Source organism: Streptomyces sp. NPDC001373 (genome assembly GCF_042895815.1).
Classification (GTDB): Bacteria; Actinomycetota; Actinomycetes; order Streptomycetales; family Streptomycetaceae; genus Streptomyces.
Window position 1 is genome coordinate 467,978 of sequence record NZ_JBIAWQ010000001.1, and the last position, 14,652, is coordinate 482,629.

At 74.1% G+C, this 14,652-nt stretch carries 9 protein-coding genes; 4 read left to right on the top strand and 5 right to left on the bottom strand.

Going from position 1 to position 14,652, the window contains the following annotated elements:
• Positions 1 to 85: 85 nt before the first annotated feature.
• Positions 86 to 1,405 carry a hypothetical protein gene (locus tag ACFY15_RS02260; RefSeq protein ID WP_390824887.1) on the bottom strand — a complete coding sequence of 440 codons (1,320 nt, stop codon included), beginning with the start codon at positions 1,403 to 1,405 and terminating at the stop codon, positions 86 to 88.
• A gap of 177 nt (positions 1,406 to 1,582) precedes the next feature.
• On the opposite strand from ACFY15_RS02260, the gene ACFY15_RS02265 reads away from it, so the two are divergent.
• The 4 genes from ACFY15_RS02265 (at position 1,583) to ACFY15_RS02280 (ending at position 8,220) form a co-directional block, all read left to right on the top strand.
• The gene (locus tag ACFY15_RS02265; RefSeq protein WP_390685314.1) at positions 1,583 to 2,149 is read left to right on the top strand and encodes a hypothetical protein; all 567 of its coding nucleotides are present in this window, start codon (positions 1,583 to 1,585) and stop codon (positions 2,147 to 2,149) included.
• A gap of 123 nt (positions 2,150 to 2,272) precedes the next feature.
• Entirely contained in the window at positions 2,273 to 3,007 is a 735-nt protein-coding gene (locus tag ACFY15_RS02270) for a response regulator transcription factor (protein ID WP_390685313.1), read from the top strand.
• On the top strand, positions 3,004 to 4,083 hold the full coding sequence (locus ACFY15_RS02275) for an ATP-binding protein (RefSeq protein ID WP_390685312.1): 1,080 nt from the start codon (positions 3,004 to 3,006) through the stop codon (positions 4,081 to 4,083). The genes ACFY15_RS02270 and ACFY15_RS02275 overlap by 4 nt, the downstream gene beginning before the upstream one ends.
• 258 nt (positions 4,084 to 4,341) lie before the next feature.
• Entirely contained in the window at positions 4,342 to 8,220 is a 3,879-nt protein-coding gene (locus ACFY15_RS02280; protein ID WP_390685311.1) for a multifunctional oxoglutarate decarboxylase/oxoglutarate dehydrogenase thiamine pyrophosphate-binding subunit/dihydrolipoyllysine-residue succinyltransferase subunit, read from the top strand.
• Between the two features lie 110 nt (positions 8,221 to 8,330).
• Here ACFY15_RS02280 and fxsT read toward each other — a convergent pair whose 3' ends face one another.
• The 4 genes from fxsT to fxsA form a co-directional block, all read right to left on the bottom strand.
• The gene (gene fxsT, locus ACFY15_RS02285) at positions 8,331 to 11,333 is read right to left on the bottom strand and encodes an FxSxx-COOH system tetratricopeptide repeat protein (RefSeq protein WP_390824888.1); all 3,003 of its coding nucleotides are present in this window, start codon (positions 11,331 to 11,333) and stop codon (positions 8,331 to 8,333) included.
• Positions 11,334 to 11,470: 137 nt separating this feature from the next.
• Positions 11,471 to 13,006, bottom strand: a complete 1,536-nt coding sequence (locus tag ACFY15_RS02290) for an aKG-HExxH-type peptide beta-hydroxylase (RefSeq protein WP_390824889.1) — start codon at positions 13,004 to 13,006, stop codon at positions 11,471 to 11,473.
• On the bottom strand, positions 13,003 to 14,283 hold the full coding sequence (locus tag ACFY15_RS02295; RefSeq protein WP_390685308.1) for an FxsB family cyclophane-forming radical SAM/SPASM peptide maturase: 1,281 nt from the start codon (positions 14,281 to 14,283) through the stop codon (positions 13,003 to 13,005). The genes ACFY15_RS02290 and ACFY15_RS02295 overlap by 4 nt, the downstream gene beginning before the upstream one ends.
• A 146-nt stretch (positions 14,284 to 14,429) precedes the next feature.
• On the bottom strand, positions 14,430 to 14,630 hold the full coding sequence (gene fxsA, locus ACFY15_RS02300) for an FxSxx-COOH cyclophane-containing RiPP peptide (protein ID WP_366452523.1): 201 nt from the start codon (positions 14,628 to 14,630) through the stop codon (positions 14,430 to 14,432).
• Between the last annotated feature and the right edge of the window lie 22 nt (positions 14,631 to 14,652).

The window sequence follows — 14,652 nt, forward strand, 5'->3', positions numbered from 1 at the left end:
ACGGATGGGTCGGGGCGGGAGTGACGCCGTCCCCCGCCGGAACGGCGGGGGACGGCCGCCACCCCCGCCTCCCCCCCGTCCCGCCTCACCCGCACCCGCCCCGCCGCGCGTACACCGCCACCCGCGCCCCGCGGACCTCCGTCACCGAGCAGCGGTCGAAGGCGGCCGCCAGGGTGTCGCGCTTCACCGCCTCGGCCGGGTACGGGTCCAGCGGCCGGCCCACGGGGTCCAGGAGCGCTGTCACCCGTGGCGAGGACAGCAGGGCCTCCCGCACGCCGTCCGGGGGGAGCTCCGTGCCGTGGAGGGTGTGCGAGGCGGCCGGGGGTCCGGCCAGGGCCACGTCGCGCAGCCCCGCGTACACCCCGGGCGAGGACAGCAGCCACTCCCGTCTGCGCGCTGGCATGAACAGCACCGCGTCCCCCGGCCGGGCCCCTTCCCGTACCGCCGCGGCGACCGCGAGGACGTCGTCCTTGCGGCTCTCCGGGGTCCGCAGCCACGCCGACCACACCCCCACCGGCACCAGCAACGCGGCCCCCAGCACCCACGGCAGCCACCGCCGGAAGCCCGCCCCCCGAACCGGCCGCGCCCCCGCCACCCGGACCCCCGCCAGCAGGGCGAATCCGGCCAGGGCGTACAGGACGTACCGGTCGACGTACCAAGGGTGGACCAGCGAGACCGCCATCAGCAGCCCCGGCGGCAGCAGCGCCAGGGGCACAGCGACCCGGACCACGTCCGGAACCCGCCCCCGGGCCCGGCACTCCCCCCGGGCCAGCAGCACCACCGCGCCCACCAGCACCCCGTACGCCGCCCAGTCCTGCCAGCCGGGCCGTCCCAGCCAGCCCAGCTGCCGGCCCGCCTGCCCCGCGCTCACCACCGCCAGCGGCAGCAGCCCGGCGGCGACCGCCCCGGCCGCCCACCGCCAGCCCCGCGCCCGCCAGGCGCAGCGGCCGTGCGCGAGCAGCGCCAGCGCGGCGAACTCGTGCAGCCAGCAGCCCGCCAGCAGCACCACCGCGTAGGCGGCCCACCACCGCCGCAGCATCAGGTACGTCGCCCAGGCCACGGCCGCCGCGACCAGGGCGTACGAGCGCCCTTCCTGCCCGTACATCTGCACCGGCGGGAGCAGGACGTAGACGGTGCCCGCCGCCAGCGCGGCCCGCGGCCCGGCCAGCCGGTGGGCCGCGACCGCCACGCCCCCGGCGGCGAGGGCCGTCCCCGCCACGGACGGCAGCCGCAGCGCCCACAGGCCCGGGCCGCCGGCGTCCCCCGGAAGGGGGAACGCCGCGAACACGGCGTGCATCACTCCGTAGTACAGCCCGTGCACCGCGTCGACGTGCCCGAGCAGGTCGACGAGCTGCCCGGCCGGCCGGTGCGCGACCTGCCAGGTGGTCGATTCGTCGCGCCACATGCTGCCGGGGCCCGGTCCCCGCTCCAGCCCCCACAGGCCGAGAAGCAGGACGGCGAGCAGCGGCGGGCACCAGCGCCAGGGGGCCGTGCGGCGGATGACGTCCTCCGGGGTGCTTTCCGTGGCGGTTCGGGGCCTCCATACTCGGGGGCGGTACCGGTGACCCGCTGGAGGTGGGGCGTGCGAGCGATGCGAGCGGCCGGGGCCGCGGCGGCGGTGCTGCTCGCCGCGGTGTCCCTGGCGGGATGCGGCCCCGACGGCGCCCGGGGCGGCCCTGCGCCGGCGGGGGCCACGGCGGCCGGCCCGACGGCACCCGCGGCGACCACCCCGGGGCCCACGCCCACCTCCCCGCCCGCCACCCGCACGACGGCGACCGCCCCCGGCACCGCGCCCACCGCCGACCCGTCCACCGCGAGCCCGCTGCGCGTCACCCGCAGCGGCGGTTTCGCGGGCCGGACCCGCACCCTGCTCGTCGACGGCGACGGCTCCTGGACCCTCCTGGGCGAGCGGGACAAGGACCTGCGCAAGGGCCGTCTCACCCCGGCGGAACTGGAGGAGCTGCGCGCCGCGCTGCGCGAGGCGGACTTCGCGCACCTGCCCCGCACCGCGACCGCCGACCCGCCGGTCTACGACGGGTTCACGTACTCCTTCGTCCACGGCGGATTCGAGGTGGCGGCGGACCAGACGGCACTGCCGCCGGCCCTGGCCCGGGTGCTGGCGGCCCTCCCCGGATTCGACTCCGCCTGAGGAATCCGGGATGAATCTCTGATTCCGCATAGTGTCCGGTCCTGTCCGAACCCTCCATGGCCGCAGCCCGGTGCCTCCTCTACGCTGCACCCCAGCCATCACGCGGATCATCAGGGGCGGGACATGGAACAGACACACACCCACAACGCCGCGGCCACCCCAGGTGCCCAGCGGCGCGTGCTGGTGGTCGAGGACGACCGCACCATCGCCGACGCCATCGCGGCCCGGCTGCGCGCCGAGGGCTTCCAGGTGCAGACGGCCTACGACGGCCCGGCCGCCGTCGCGTCCGCCGAGAGCTGGCTGCCCGAGCTGCTGGTGCTGGACGTCATGCTGCCCGGGTTCGACGGGCTGGAGGTGTGCCGGCGGGTGCAGGCGCAGCGGCCGGTCCCGGTGCTGATGCTGACGGCGCGGGACGACGAGACCGACATGCTGGTCGGCCTGGGTGTCGGGGCGGACGACTACATGACGAAGCCGTTCTCCATGCGCGAGCTGGCCGCGCGGGTGCACGTGCTGCTGCGCCGGGTGGAGCGGGCCACCCAGGCCGCCACCGCCCCGCGCGGGGCGACCCTGCGGCTGGGGGACCTGGAGATCGACCACGCGCAGCGGCGGGTGCGGGTGCAGGCGGAGGACGTGCACCTGACGCCGACCGAGTTCGACCTGTTGGTGTGCCTGGCGGGGACCCCGAGGGCGGTCCTGTCGCGGGAGCAGCTGCTGGCGGAGGTGTGGGACTGGGCCGACGCGTCGGGCACCCGGACCGTCGACAGCCACATCAAGGCCCTGCGCCGGAAGATCGGCGCGGAGCGGATCCGCACGGTCCACGGCGTCGGGTACGCCCTGGAGACCCCGGCGCAGGCGTGAGCGGCGGGCGCCCCGACGGGGGGCTCCGGCCTTTCTCGCCGTTCTCGATCAAGACGAAGCTGGGCACGCTCGTCGTGGTCTCGGTGTTCATCACCACCGGGCTGCTGATGGTGGCGCTGCGCACGGACACGGAGCTGCGGTTCATCACGGTCTTCTCGGTGATCGCCTCGATGCTGATCACCCAGTTCGTGGCGCACGGGCTGACGGCGCCGCTGGACGAGATGACGACGGTCGCCCGGGCCGTCTCGCACGGGGACTACACCCGCCGGGTGCGCGGGGCGGGGCGCCGGGACGAGCTGGGCGATCTGGCGTCGACGATCAACCGGATGGCCGACGATCTGGAGGCCGAGGACAGGCACCGTCGAGAGCTGGTCGCGAACGTCTCGCACGAGCTGCGTACTCCGATCGCGGGACTGCGGGCGGTGCTGGAGAACGTGGTGGACGGGGTCTCGGAGGCCGATCCGGAGACCATGCGGACGATGCTGAAGCAGACGGAGCGGCTCGGCCGGCTGGTGGAGACGCTGCTGGACCTGTCGCGGGTGGACAACGGGGTGGTGCCGCTGAAGGCCCGCCGCTTCGAGGTGTGGCCGTACCTGTCGGGGGTGCTGAAGGAGTCGGGGCTGGCGGCCGCGGGGCGGCCGGGGCTGTCCTCCGGTTCGGGTGGGCACACCCGCAACGACGTGCACCTCCACCTGGACGTGCATCCTCCGGAGCTGACCGCGTACGCGGACGCGGAGCGACTGCACCAGGTGGTGGCCAACCTGATCGACAACGCCGTGAAGCACAGCCCGGCGCACGGCCGGGTCACGGTCCGGGCGCGGGCGGGCGACACGCCCGGGAGCCTGGCGCTGGAGGTCGTGGACGAGGGGCCGGGGATTCCGGAGGCGGAGCGGCACCGGGTCTTCGAGCGGTTCAACCGGGGCTCGGCGCGCGGCGGCGACGGGGGCACCGGGCTGGGGCTGGCGATCGCCCGCTGGGCCGTCGGCCTGCACGGAGGGGAGATCCGCGTGGCCGAATCGTCACGTGGTTGCCGAATCCTTGTCACCCTTCCGGGCAGCTCGCCGGTGCTGTCTTGACGTAGGGTTCGAGTGGGAAGGACATGATCTCGGCCACACGTGCCCGAGGTCGTCAGGGGTGCGAGGCCACGGGGGTCGCAACCTGGCTGCCGCCTACCCGAACCACGCTTGTTTCCCGCCATTCCACGTGGCGAAACCCGCCGTTCGGTGTGACCTGCGCGACGGAAGTCCCGCCCGGCCTGCATTGCACCGCCGGGGAGGCGTAGCCTTTATTCCCGCTGTCCATACCTTGTGAAGCGGAAGAGGGCGGTTGCCGCCGTGTCGCCACAGTCCCCCAGTAACCCGAGCACCACGACCGAAGCAGCAGAGGGCGGGAAGACCCCTGCCTCAGGCTTCGGCGCGAATGAGTGGCTCGTCGACGAGATCTATCAGCAGTACCTCCAGGACCCGAACTCGGTCGACCGGGCCTGGTGGGACTTCTTCGCCGACTACAAGCCGGGGGGCACTGCCGCTCCGGTGAAGGCGGACGGTCCCGAGAAGTCCGCGACGACGGATGGCGCCTCCGCACAGGCCGCCACCGCCCCCGTCGCGCTCCCGCAGGCCGCCGACGCCGCCACGGGGGCGGCGCACGCCGCGCCCTCCCCCGCCGCGACCACACCTGTGTCAGCTCCTTCCCCTGCTCCTGCCACTCCCTCTGGTGCCCCTGCTGTGACTGTCACCTCCCAGGCCCCGGCCGCCGCACCGGCCGCGCCCGCCCCTCAGGCCGCGGCTCCGGCCGCCACCACCCCGGCTCAGAAGTCCGCGCCCGCCACAGAGGCCCCGCAGGGCCCCGAGCTGGTGACGCTCCGCGGTCCCGCGGCCGCCGTGGCCAAGAACATGAACGCCTCGCTGGAGGTGCCGACGGCCACGTCCGTGCGCGCCGTCCCGGTGAAGCTGCTGTTCGACAACCGCATCGTCATCAACAACCACCTCAAGCGCGCCCGCGGTGGGAAGATCTCCTTCACCCACCTCATCGGCTACGCGATGGTGCAGGCCATCAAGGCCATGCCGTCGATGAACCACTCCTTCCAGGAGAAGGACGGCAAGCCGACCCTGGTCAAGCCGGAGCACGTGAACTTCGGCCTCGCGATCGACCTGGTCAAGCCGAACGGCGACCGCCAGCTCGTCGTCGCCGGCATCAAGAAGGCCGAGACCCTGAGCTTCTTCGAGTTCTGGCAGGCCTACGAGGACATCGTCCGCCGCGCCCGCGTCGGCAAGCTGACGATGGACGACTTCACCGGCGTCACGGTCTCCCTGACCAACCCCGGCGGCCTGGGCACCGTCCACTCCGTGCCCCGCCTGATGCCCGGACAGTCGGTCATCATGGGCGTCGGCTCCATGGACTACCCCGCCGAGTTCCAGGGCACCTCGCAGGACACCCTGAACAAGCTGGGCATCTCCAAGGTCATGACCCTGACCTCGACCTACGACCACCGGGTCATCCAGGGTGCGGCCTCCGGCGAGTTCCTGCGCGTCGTCGCGAACTTCCTCCTCGGCGAGAACGGCTTCTACGACAGCGTCTTCGAGTCGCTGCGGATCCCGTACGAGCCGGTCCGCTGGATGCGCGACATCGACGCGTCCCACGACGACGACGTCACCAAGGCCGCCCGCGTCTTCGAGCTGATCCACTCCTACCGGGTCCGCGGCCACGTCATGGCCGACACCGACCCGCTGGAGTACAAGCAGCGCAAGCACCCCGACCTCGACATCACCGAGCACGGCCTCACCCTGTGGGACCTGGAGCGCGAGTTCGCCGTCGGCGGCTTCGCCGGCAAGTCGATGATGAAGCTGCGCGACATCCTCGGCGTGCTGCGCGACTCGTACTGCCGCACCACCGGCGTCGAGTTCATGCACATCCAGGACCCCAAGCAGCGCCGCTGGATCCAGGACCGCATCGAGCGCGCGCACTCCAAGCCGGAGCGCGAGGAGCAGCTGCGCATCCTGCGCCGCCTGAACGCGGCGGAGGCCTTCGAGACCTTCCTGCAGACGAAGTACGTCGGCCAGAAGCGCTTCTCGCTGGAGGGCGGCGAGTCCGTCATCCCGCTGCTCGACGCCGTCATCGACTCGGCCGCCGAGGCCCGCCTCGACGAGGTCGTCATCGGCATGGCCCACCGCGGCCGCCTGAACGTCCTGGCGAACATCGTCGGCAAGTCGTACGCGCAGATCTTCCGCGAGTTCGAGGGCAACCTCGACCCGAAGTCCATGCACGGCTCCGGCGACGTCAAGTACCACCTGGGCGCCGAGGGCACCTTCACGGGCCTGGACGGGGAGCAGATCAAGGTCTCGCTCGTCGCCAACCCCTCGCACCTGGAGGCCGTGGACCCGGTCCTGGAGGGTGTCGCCCGCGCCAAGCAGGACGTCATCGGCAAGGCCGGCACGGACTTCACCGTCCTTCCCGTCGCCCTGCACGGCGACGCCGCGTTCGCCGGCCAGGGCGTGGTCGCCGAGACGCTGAACATGTCGCAGCTGCGCGGCTACCGCACCGGCGGCACCGTCCACGTCGTCATCAACAACCAGGTCGGCTTCACCGCCGCCCCGGAGTCCTCGCGTTCGTCGATGTACGCGACCGACGTGGCCCGCATGATCGAGGCGCCGATCTTCCACGTGAACGGCGACGACCCGGAGGCCGTGGTCCGCGTCGCGCGGCTCGCCTTCGAGTTCCGCCAGGCGTTCAACAAGGACGTCGTGATCGACCTCATCTGCTACCGCCGCCGCGGTCACAACGAGTCGGACAACCCGGCGTTCACGCAGCCGCTGATGTACGACCTGATCGACAAGAAGCGCTCGGTGCGCAAGCTGTACACCGAGTCCCTCATCGGTCGCGGCGACATCACGCTGGAAGAGGCGGAGCAGGCGCTCCAGGACTTCCAGGGCCAGCTGGAGAAGGTCTTCGCGGAGGTCCGCGAGGCCGCCACGCAGCCCGCGGGCGCCGCCGTCGCGCCGGCGCAGACCGCGCAGGAGTTCCCGGTCGTGGTGAACACCGCGATCTCGCAGGACGTCGTCAAGCGGATCGCCGAGTCCCAGGTCAACATCCCCGAGGGCCACACGGTCCACCCGCGTCTGCTGCCGCAGCTGCAGCGCCGCGCGGCGATGATCGACGACGGCACCATCGACTGGGGCATGGGCGAGACCCTGGCCTTCGGCTCGCTGCTGATGGAGGGCACCCCGGTCCGCCTGTCCGGCCAGGACTCCCGCCGCGGCACCTTCGGCCAGCGCCACGCGGTCCTCATCGACCGGGAGACCGGCAAGGACTACACGCCGCTGCAGTACCTGTCGGACGACCAGGCCCGCTACAACGTCTACGACTCGCTGCTCTCCGAGTACGCGGCCATGGGCTTCGAGTACGGCTACTCGCTGGCCCGCCCGGACGCGCTGGTGCTGTGGGAGGCCCAGTTCGGTGACTTCGTCAACGGCGCGCAGACCGTCGTCGACGAGTTCATCTCCTCGGCCGAGCAGAAGTGGGGCCAGACCTCCGGCGTCACGCTCCTGCTGCCGCACGGCTACGAGGGCCAGGGCCCGGACCACTCGTCCGCCCGCCCGGAGCGCTTCCTGCAGATGTGCGCGCAGGACAACATGACGGTCGCGATGCCGACCCTGCCGTCGAACTACTTCCACCTGCTGCGCTGGCAGGTCCACAACCCGCACCACAAGCCGCTCATCGTCTTCACCCCGAAGTCGATGCTGCGTCTGAAGGCCGCGGCGTCGAAGGCGGAGGAGTTCACGAGCGGTACCTTCCGTCCGGTCATCGGGGACACCACGGTCGACCCGAACGCCGTCCGCAAGGTCGTCTTCTGCGCGGGCAAGGTCTACTACGACCTGGAGGCCGAGCGGGAGAAGCGCGGCATCACCGACACCGCGATCATCCGCATCGAGCGACTGTACCCGCTGCCGGGCGCGGAACTCCAGGCGGAGATCGCCAAGTTCCCGAACGCGGCGAAGTACATCTGGGCGCAGGAGGAGCCGGCGAACCAGGGTGCGTGGCCGTTCATCGCGCTGAACCTGATCGACCACCTCGACCTGGCGGTCGGCGCGGACATCCCGGCGGGCGAGCGCCTGCGGCGCATCTCGCGTCCGCACGGCTCGTCCCCGGCGGTGGGCTCCGCGAAGCGCCACCAGGCGGAGCAGCAGCTGCTGATGAACGAGGTCTTCGAGGCGTAGTCGCCACCGCGACCCGCAACGAAGGAGGAAGGCCCGGCCCCCGGAGGGGGCCGGGCCTTCCGGCGTGCCGCAGCACAACCCGGCCTCGCCGGCGTTTGAGGCGCGGGGTTCTACGGCTGCGGTTCGAAGTCCCAGTAGGGACGCGTCTGCTGGCGGGCCGAGACCGTGTGGACGTGCTGGGGGCCCAGGGTGCGGGTGAGGGCCTTCAGGCCGGCGTCCTCGTGCTTGGCGGCCTCGGCGTCCTCCCGTACCGCGCGCAGGTCGGCGGCCAGGGCGATCTGGGCGCTGAGGGCCATGGGATGGTCGGGGCCGAGGACCTGTTCGGTGGCGCGCAGGGTCTCGCGGCTGAGGTCCAGGGCGGAGTCCAGGCGGCCGGTGATGTTGCGGTGGCCGGTGGCGTTGAGGGCGCAGCCCAGGGTCCAGGGGTGGCGGTCGCCGAGGGCGCCGCGCATGCCGACCAGGGCCTGTTCGGCCAGGCTCAGGGCCTCGGCGCGTTCGCCCTGGGCACGCAGGACCAGGCCGAGGTTGCCGACCGTGCCGATGCTGTACGGGTGGGCGAGGCCCAGCTGCGACTGGTAGCCGCGGACGACTTCCTCGGAGATCCGGCGGGCCTCCTCGATGTCCCCGTACTCGCGCAGGTAGGTGGCGTAGTCGGAGGCGACCATCAGGGTCCAGGGGAACTCGGCGCCGAACACGCGGGTGGAGCGTTCCAGGACGCTGCGCAGGCGGGCGCCGGCGCCGGGGATGTCGCCGGTGCGGCGCAGGCACTGGCCGAGGTTGTGTTCGGCGCGCAGGGTCTGCGGGTGGTTGGCGCCGAGGACCTGCACGTGCAGTTTGAGGCCCTGCTCCTGGCGGGCGAGCGCTTCGCGGTAGCGGCCCATCAGGCGCAGGCCCATGGCGCAGCCGATGCCGGAGGAGAGGGTGGCGATGTGCCGGACGCGCAGCACGCGTTCGCGGCGGCGCAGGGTGTCCAGGTCGGTGTCGTAGGCCTCCTGGTAGCGGCCGAGCAGGCGCAGGGCGACGGCGACGTTGTTCTGGGCGTTGAGGGTGGTGGAGTCGTCCTCGCCGAGGAGTTCGCGGTAGCTGGCGAAGGCGTGTTCCAGGAGGGCGCGGGCCTGGTCGAACTTGGCGGTGCTGAGCAGGACGCCCGCGTAGGTGCTGGTGGCGCGGAGGGTCTCCAGGTCGCGTTCGCCGCGTTCGGCGACGAGCCGGTCGGCGACCTGCCGGGCGAGGGCCTCGGCCCGGCGGAAGTGGCCGAGCATGCGCAGGGCGCCGCCGTAGTGGTAGCTGAGTTCGCGGACCTGGTCGTGGTCGTCTCCGAGCATGGCCCGCCAGACGCCGTCGGTCTGTTCGGACAGGCGCAGGCAGGTGCGGTACTCGCCGGCGAGGATCAGGAAGCGCAGGCAGTGCAGCAGGAAGTTCTGGATGCGGGGGTTGCTGCTGGTGAGCACCCCGGCGGGTTCCAGGTGCGGGATGAGTTCGGCGTAGCGGGGCCAGAGCCGGGAGTCGGTGGGGCGGCCGGGGTCGGCGGCGGCGAGGACCTGGCGGACGGCTCGGGAGAGCTGGTCGGCCTCGTCCTCGGCGAGGTTCTCGCGGACGATGTTGTGGACCATGCGGTGCAGCTGGACGGTCTCCAGGCCGCCGCCCTCCTCGACGGAGAGGTCGGAGTACTCCAGGCGGACGACGGAGAACTGGACGAGTTTGTTGAGGGCGGCGTTCCAGCGGATCTGGTCGTTGACGATCCCGGCGAGGTGTTCGGGGACGTCCTCGGCGGGGAACTCGCGCAGCAGGCGCAGCGGGACCCGGCCGGGGGCGAAGAAGACGAACAGGCGGAGCAGGGCGAGGGCGTCGGGGAAGTTCTCGCGGACGTTGTTGAGGAGTATCGCCAGGGCGGTCGGGAAGGGCAGCGGGTAGTCGTCGGAGAGGGTGACGGCCTCGTGGGAGTCGAGGCGGCGCTGGAGGAGGGCGAGGTACTCGCCGACGCCGAGCGGGGAGTCGGCGAGCCAGCCGGCGGTCTGGTCGAGGGCGAGGGGGTAGTCCTCCAGGGCCTCGGCGAGCTGGTCGGCCTCCTCTCCGGTGAGGCGGCGGGCCCGGCGGCGGATGAAGGTGACGGACTCGGGGCGGGCGTAGAGGGGGACTTCGACGAGGCTGGTGTGCCGGGCGGCCCATTCGCGGTTGCGGGAGGTGATGATGACGTCGCCGGCGCCGGAGGGCAGCAGGTCGGTGAGGTCGTCCGGGTTGTCGCAGCCGTCGAAGACCATCAGCCAGCGGTGGTACGGGGAGCCGCGCCGCAGTGCCTCCAGGACGGCCCGGATCTGCTCGCCGTAGCTGCCGGCGCCGCGCGGCAGGCCGAGTTCGACGGCCAGGTCGGCGAGGCGTTCGCGGAGGGTGGGGCGGTCCTCGGCGGGGACCCACCAGACGACGTCGTACTCGGAGGCGAAGCGGTAGGCGTACTCGGTGGCGACCTGGGTCTTGCCCACCCCGGACAGTCCCAGGAGGGTGACGGTGGAGGCTCCGGGCGGGGCCTCGGTGAGGGCGGCGCGCAGGCGGCCGATGACGTCGTTGCGGCCGGTGAAGCGGGGATTGCGGCGCGGGACGCGGCCCCAGACCTCGGGCGGGTCGTTGGGGAAGCGGGGGCCGCGGCGGCCGCTCTCGGTGCCGATCCGGTCCGTGGGCAGGTCGAGGCGGCGCAGGACGCGGTACTCGGCCTCGTAGGCGTCCAGGCCCCACAGGTCGGCCTTCTCCAGGGCGGCGACGGCGCTGGGCAGCGGGGCGTCGGTGAGGCAGACGGCGGCGAACCGGTCGGGGTGGGCCTCGGTGACGGCGCGCAGGGCCGCGTTCCACTCCTCGTCGGTGTGGGTGCCGACGGAGAAGTAGCGCTCGCTGAGGACGACGAGGACCTTGCCGCCCGCGCGGGCGAGGTCGTCGAGGGCCTCGGTGATGCCGGCGCCGGTCTGCGGGTCCCAGCGCTGGAGGGCGACGCGGTGGCCGTGCTCCTCCAGGCGGTGGGCGATCCACACCGCCCACGGGCGGTTGAAGCCGGCGAAGCTGATGACGAAGCGCTGGGGCTGGGCGGCTCCGTCGCGGTCGTGACGCGTACCGGTACCGGTCATGCGGCCGTCTCCCTGGGGTGTCCGTGCGGCGGTGGACGGGTGCGGGGCGGTGCGGGGGCGCTGCCGCCGTCGGTGGTGCCGGGGCGGCAGGGCCGGTGCGAGGGGCGGGCTTGAAAGGTACCGCAGCGGACGGCCCGTCAGGCCCCTGTTAACGGCGCGAGTTCGGGGTGTTCCGCGCACCAGGCGCGGCGCTCGCGTTCGAGGGCGCGGCGGGCGGTGGCGTGCTGGTCGCCGGGCGGCGGAAGCTCGTCCATGGCCCGCTCGGCCTCGGCCATGCCGTCGACGAACTCCCGCCCGGCGGAGGTCAGTCGGGCGTGGGCGCGCAGGACGGGCAGGACGGCCGCCACCTGGGCGCGGATCCGGGCGTGCCGGGCCCAGGCGCCGCGGGCCCCGTAGAGGGCGGCGCGCTGCCAGTAGCCGGCCAGGGCCAGGTGGGCGTACGTGCCGTGGAGCAGCCCGTCGAGGGGGCGCGGGTCGGGGCGCCAGGGGGCCCAGTGGCGGGGGGTGCGGTCGGCGGTGTGGAGGGTGAGGACGTCGGTGAGGGCGGCCAGTTTGCCGTGCTGCACCTCGTGGACGAGGGTCGCGGCCAGCGCGGGCGGGGACTGGCCCCGGGCCAGGACCGCCCCGGCGGCGGCGGGGAGGGTGGCGCCGCTGGAGCGGGAGCCGCCGCCGAGCGGGACGACGCAGCGCAGCAGGCGGCCCGCCTCGTGGGCGCGGGCGGAGTCATAGCGCTCCAGGAGGGTGAGCGCGCCGGTCCACTGGGTGTCCCAGCGTTTGTGCCCCTTGGGGGTGAGCCGGCGGGCCGGGCGGACGGGCGCGGGGTGGCCGGTGGCGGGGGCGCGGTAGGGGTCGAGGTCGTCGAGGGAGGTGCGGCCGCCTGGCAGGGGGTGCAGCGGGAGGACGTCGGAGGTGTCCCAGGAGCGCTCGGTCAGGGCGAGCGGGCCGGGCCGCTCGGGGCGCAGCAGGCCGAGGGTGGGCAGGGCGAGGCGGCCGTGGGCGGGCCGCAGGGTGGTCTTGAAGCCGATCCCGGCGCGCAGGGCGGCGGCGGCCGCGAGGGCTCCGAGGTGTCCGAGGTCGGGGGCGGGCCCGTACGGGGCGTGCAGCCGGCGCAGGGTCTCCTCGGCCCACACCCCGGTGGAGGGGTAGTGCAGGACGTCACGCACGGCGTCGGGCTCCTGCCGCTCGGCCTCCTCCAGGAGTTCCCACCACTCGCCGGCCTCGGTCCCGGGGGCGGCGTCGAGCACGGCCCGCAGCAGGAGCAGCCGCTTGGACCGGCGGATGTCCCCGACGAGCCGCAGCCCTTCGGGCGAGGGTTCGGTGGAGGCGAGGCCGCGCAGGACGCTGGACCCGACGGAGAACCGCGCGAGGACGGCGGGCGGGCCGTCGGGGCGGCCGGCGGAGTCGGGGTCGCCAGGCCCGGGTCGTCCGACGGGCCGCGCCGGGCCGGCCGGGCGGGCGGGGACGGCCGGGCGGGCCGGGGCGGCCGGGCGGGCACCCGGCGGGGCCCCGGTGCCGCGAGGGGGTTCGGCGGCGTGCGCCGGGCCGGCGGACTGGGCGGGGAGCGTCGGGCGGGCCCCCGGCGGGGTTTCGGCGGGGGCAGGGGATCGCGGCGGGCGGGCCGGGTCGGCGGGCCCGGTGGAGCGGGCGGGGTCGGGGGGTGCGGGGTGGGTCATGAGGCGGCCCGCTGGGTCGCGGCGGCCGTGTGGACCGCGCGGGCGATGTGGCGGATCAGGGTCTGGAGGTCGGCGCAGTACACGGACGGCTGCTGGAAGCCCTCCCCCTCGCGGTAGCGGTGGGGGTAGTGGCCGCCGCCGCAGACCTCCACGAGCTCGCAGCCCCGGCAGCCGGCGGCGAGGGCGTCGCGGCCGAGTTGGCGGGCGACGAAGCCGGGGTGGTCGAGGAGGTCGTCGAAGCTGTGGGTGTCGAGGGTCATGCCGGTCGCCGCGGCCCCTTCGTAGGCGGACTTCAGGGAGTCGGCCTGCTCGATGCTGCCGTCGGTCTCCACCACGGCGGTGGTGGCGGGCGCCAGGCCGAGGCTCTCGGTCGCCGCGGGCAGGCCCAGCAGCAGCGCGATGACCTCTTCGAAGATCCGGATGCGGGTGCGCCGCGCCCCGTCGTGCCACCAGCGTTCGAAGACGGCGATCAGCCAGTCGGCGTACGGGGTGCCGGGGGCCGGGCCGGTGCGGCCGGGCGGCGGGGTGCTCCAGTTGGCCAGGGGGAGCAGCAGGCCGACGGCGGGCGGGGCGAACGCCAGCAGGGACTCGTACGTCTCCACCGGGTCCTGCGCGATGTCGGCCACGCACAGCACCCCGGCGTAGGCGGCCGGGTACCGGGCCAGCAGCCTCAGGCCGCGGGCGGCCGCGCCGAAGCCGGGCCGGCCGGCGTGGTCGACGCGGCGGGCGTTGTGCGCGGGGAGCCCGCCGTCGAGGCTGACGCCGATGCGGATCCCGGCGGCGGCCAGGGCGGCGATCCGGCCCCGGGTGAGCAGGGTCGCGTTGGTCTGCACGCTCGCCGTGACCCGGGTGCGGGGCGAGCGGCGGGCCAGCGCGGCCCGTACCGCCTCGACGGGGGCGGCCAGTTCGGCGGGGGCGGCGAGGAGGGGCTCCCCGCCGTGCAGGACGAGGTCCACGCGGGGCAGTTCGTGCGCGGCGGCGTGTTCGGCGATGCGTTCGGCCGCGCGCAGGGCGGTGGCGGGGGCCATGGCGGCGGGGCGGGTGCGCCAGCTCTGGTCGGCCATCTCGTAGACGTAGCAGTACGTGCAGGCGAGGTTGCAGCGGCTGTGGGTCTTGAGCACGAACTGCGCCACGGGCTGCGGCAGATGGCCGGCGGCGCGCAGGGCGGGGACGTCGAGCCGGGCGTACGGCCAGGGGGCGTGCCGGGCATGGGCGGCGAGGCCGGCGGGGGGCCGGTGCGCGGGCAGCGCGGGGCCGCTCGTGGTCGCTCGGCTCATCGCCCGTGCCTCCTCCCCCGGCCGACCCCGGGGTGATCCGGCCCCCGGGACGGTCCATCCCTGCCCTCCGGACAGGCCCGGCTAACGGCGGAAAGTGGTCAACTCCGGGCGGTACGGACCCGTGCGACGGCCCCGCGGGGCGGGGGTCAGGCGACGCCCGAGTCGAAGGCGTTGAGGATCTCGGCCGGATGGGTGACCCGCTCGACGAGGCCTTCGATGACCTCGGCGAGCACCGGATGGGCGATGCCGCGCAGGGCGGCCAGGTCGAGCCCGGAGAGGTCGGGGAGCTGCCCGGCGCAGGGGCGGGGGTCGGGGGGCGCGGCCACTTCCTGACGTCCGGTCACCATGGGCTGCCCGTCCCCCTGTCGC

Excerpts from the sequence above, each read along its gene's own strand:
- ACFY15_RS02260 (WP_390824887.1), bottom strand. The coding sequence starts at position 1,405 with ATGTGGCGCGACGAATCGACCACCTGGCAGGTCGCGCACCGGCCGGCC.
- ACFY15_RS02270 (WP_390685313.1), top strand. The coding sequence starts at position 2,273 with ATGGAACAGACACACACCCACAACGCCGCGGCCACCCCAGGTGCCCAG.
- fxsT (WP_390824888.1), bottom strand. The coding sequence starts at position 11,333 with ATGACCGGTACCGGTACGCGTCACGACCGCGACGGAGCCGCCCAGCCC.
- ACFY15_RS02290 (WP_390824889.1), bottom strand. The coding sequence starts at position 13,006 with ATGACCCACCCCGCACCCCCCGACCCCGCCCGCTCCACCGGGCCCGCC.
- ACFY15_RS02295 (WP_390685308.1), bottom strand. The coding sequence starts at position 14,283 with ATGAGCCGAGCGACCACGAGCGGCCCCGCGCTGCCCGCGCACCGGCCC.
- fxsA (WP_366452523.1), bottom strand. The coding sequence starts at position 14,630 with ATGGTGACCGGACGTCAGGAAGTGGCCGCGCCCCCCGACCCCCGCCCC.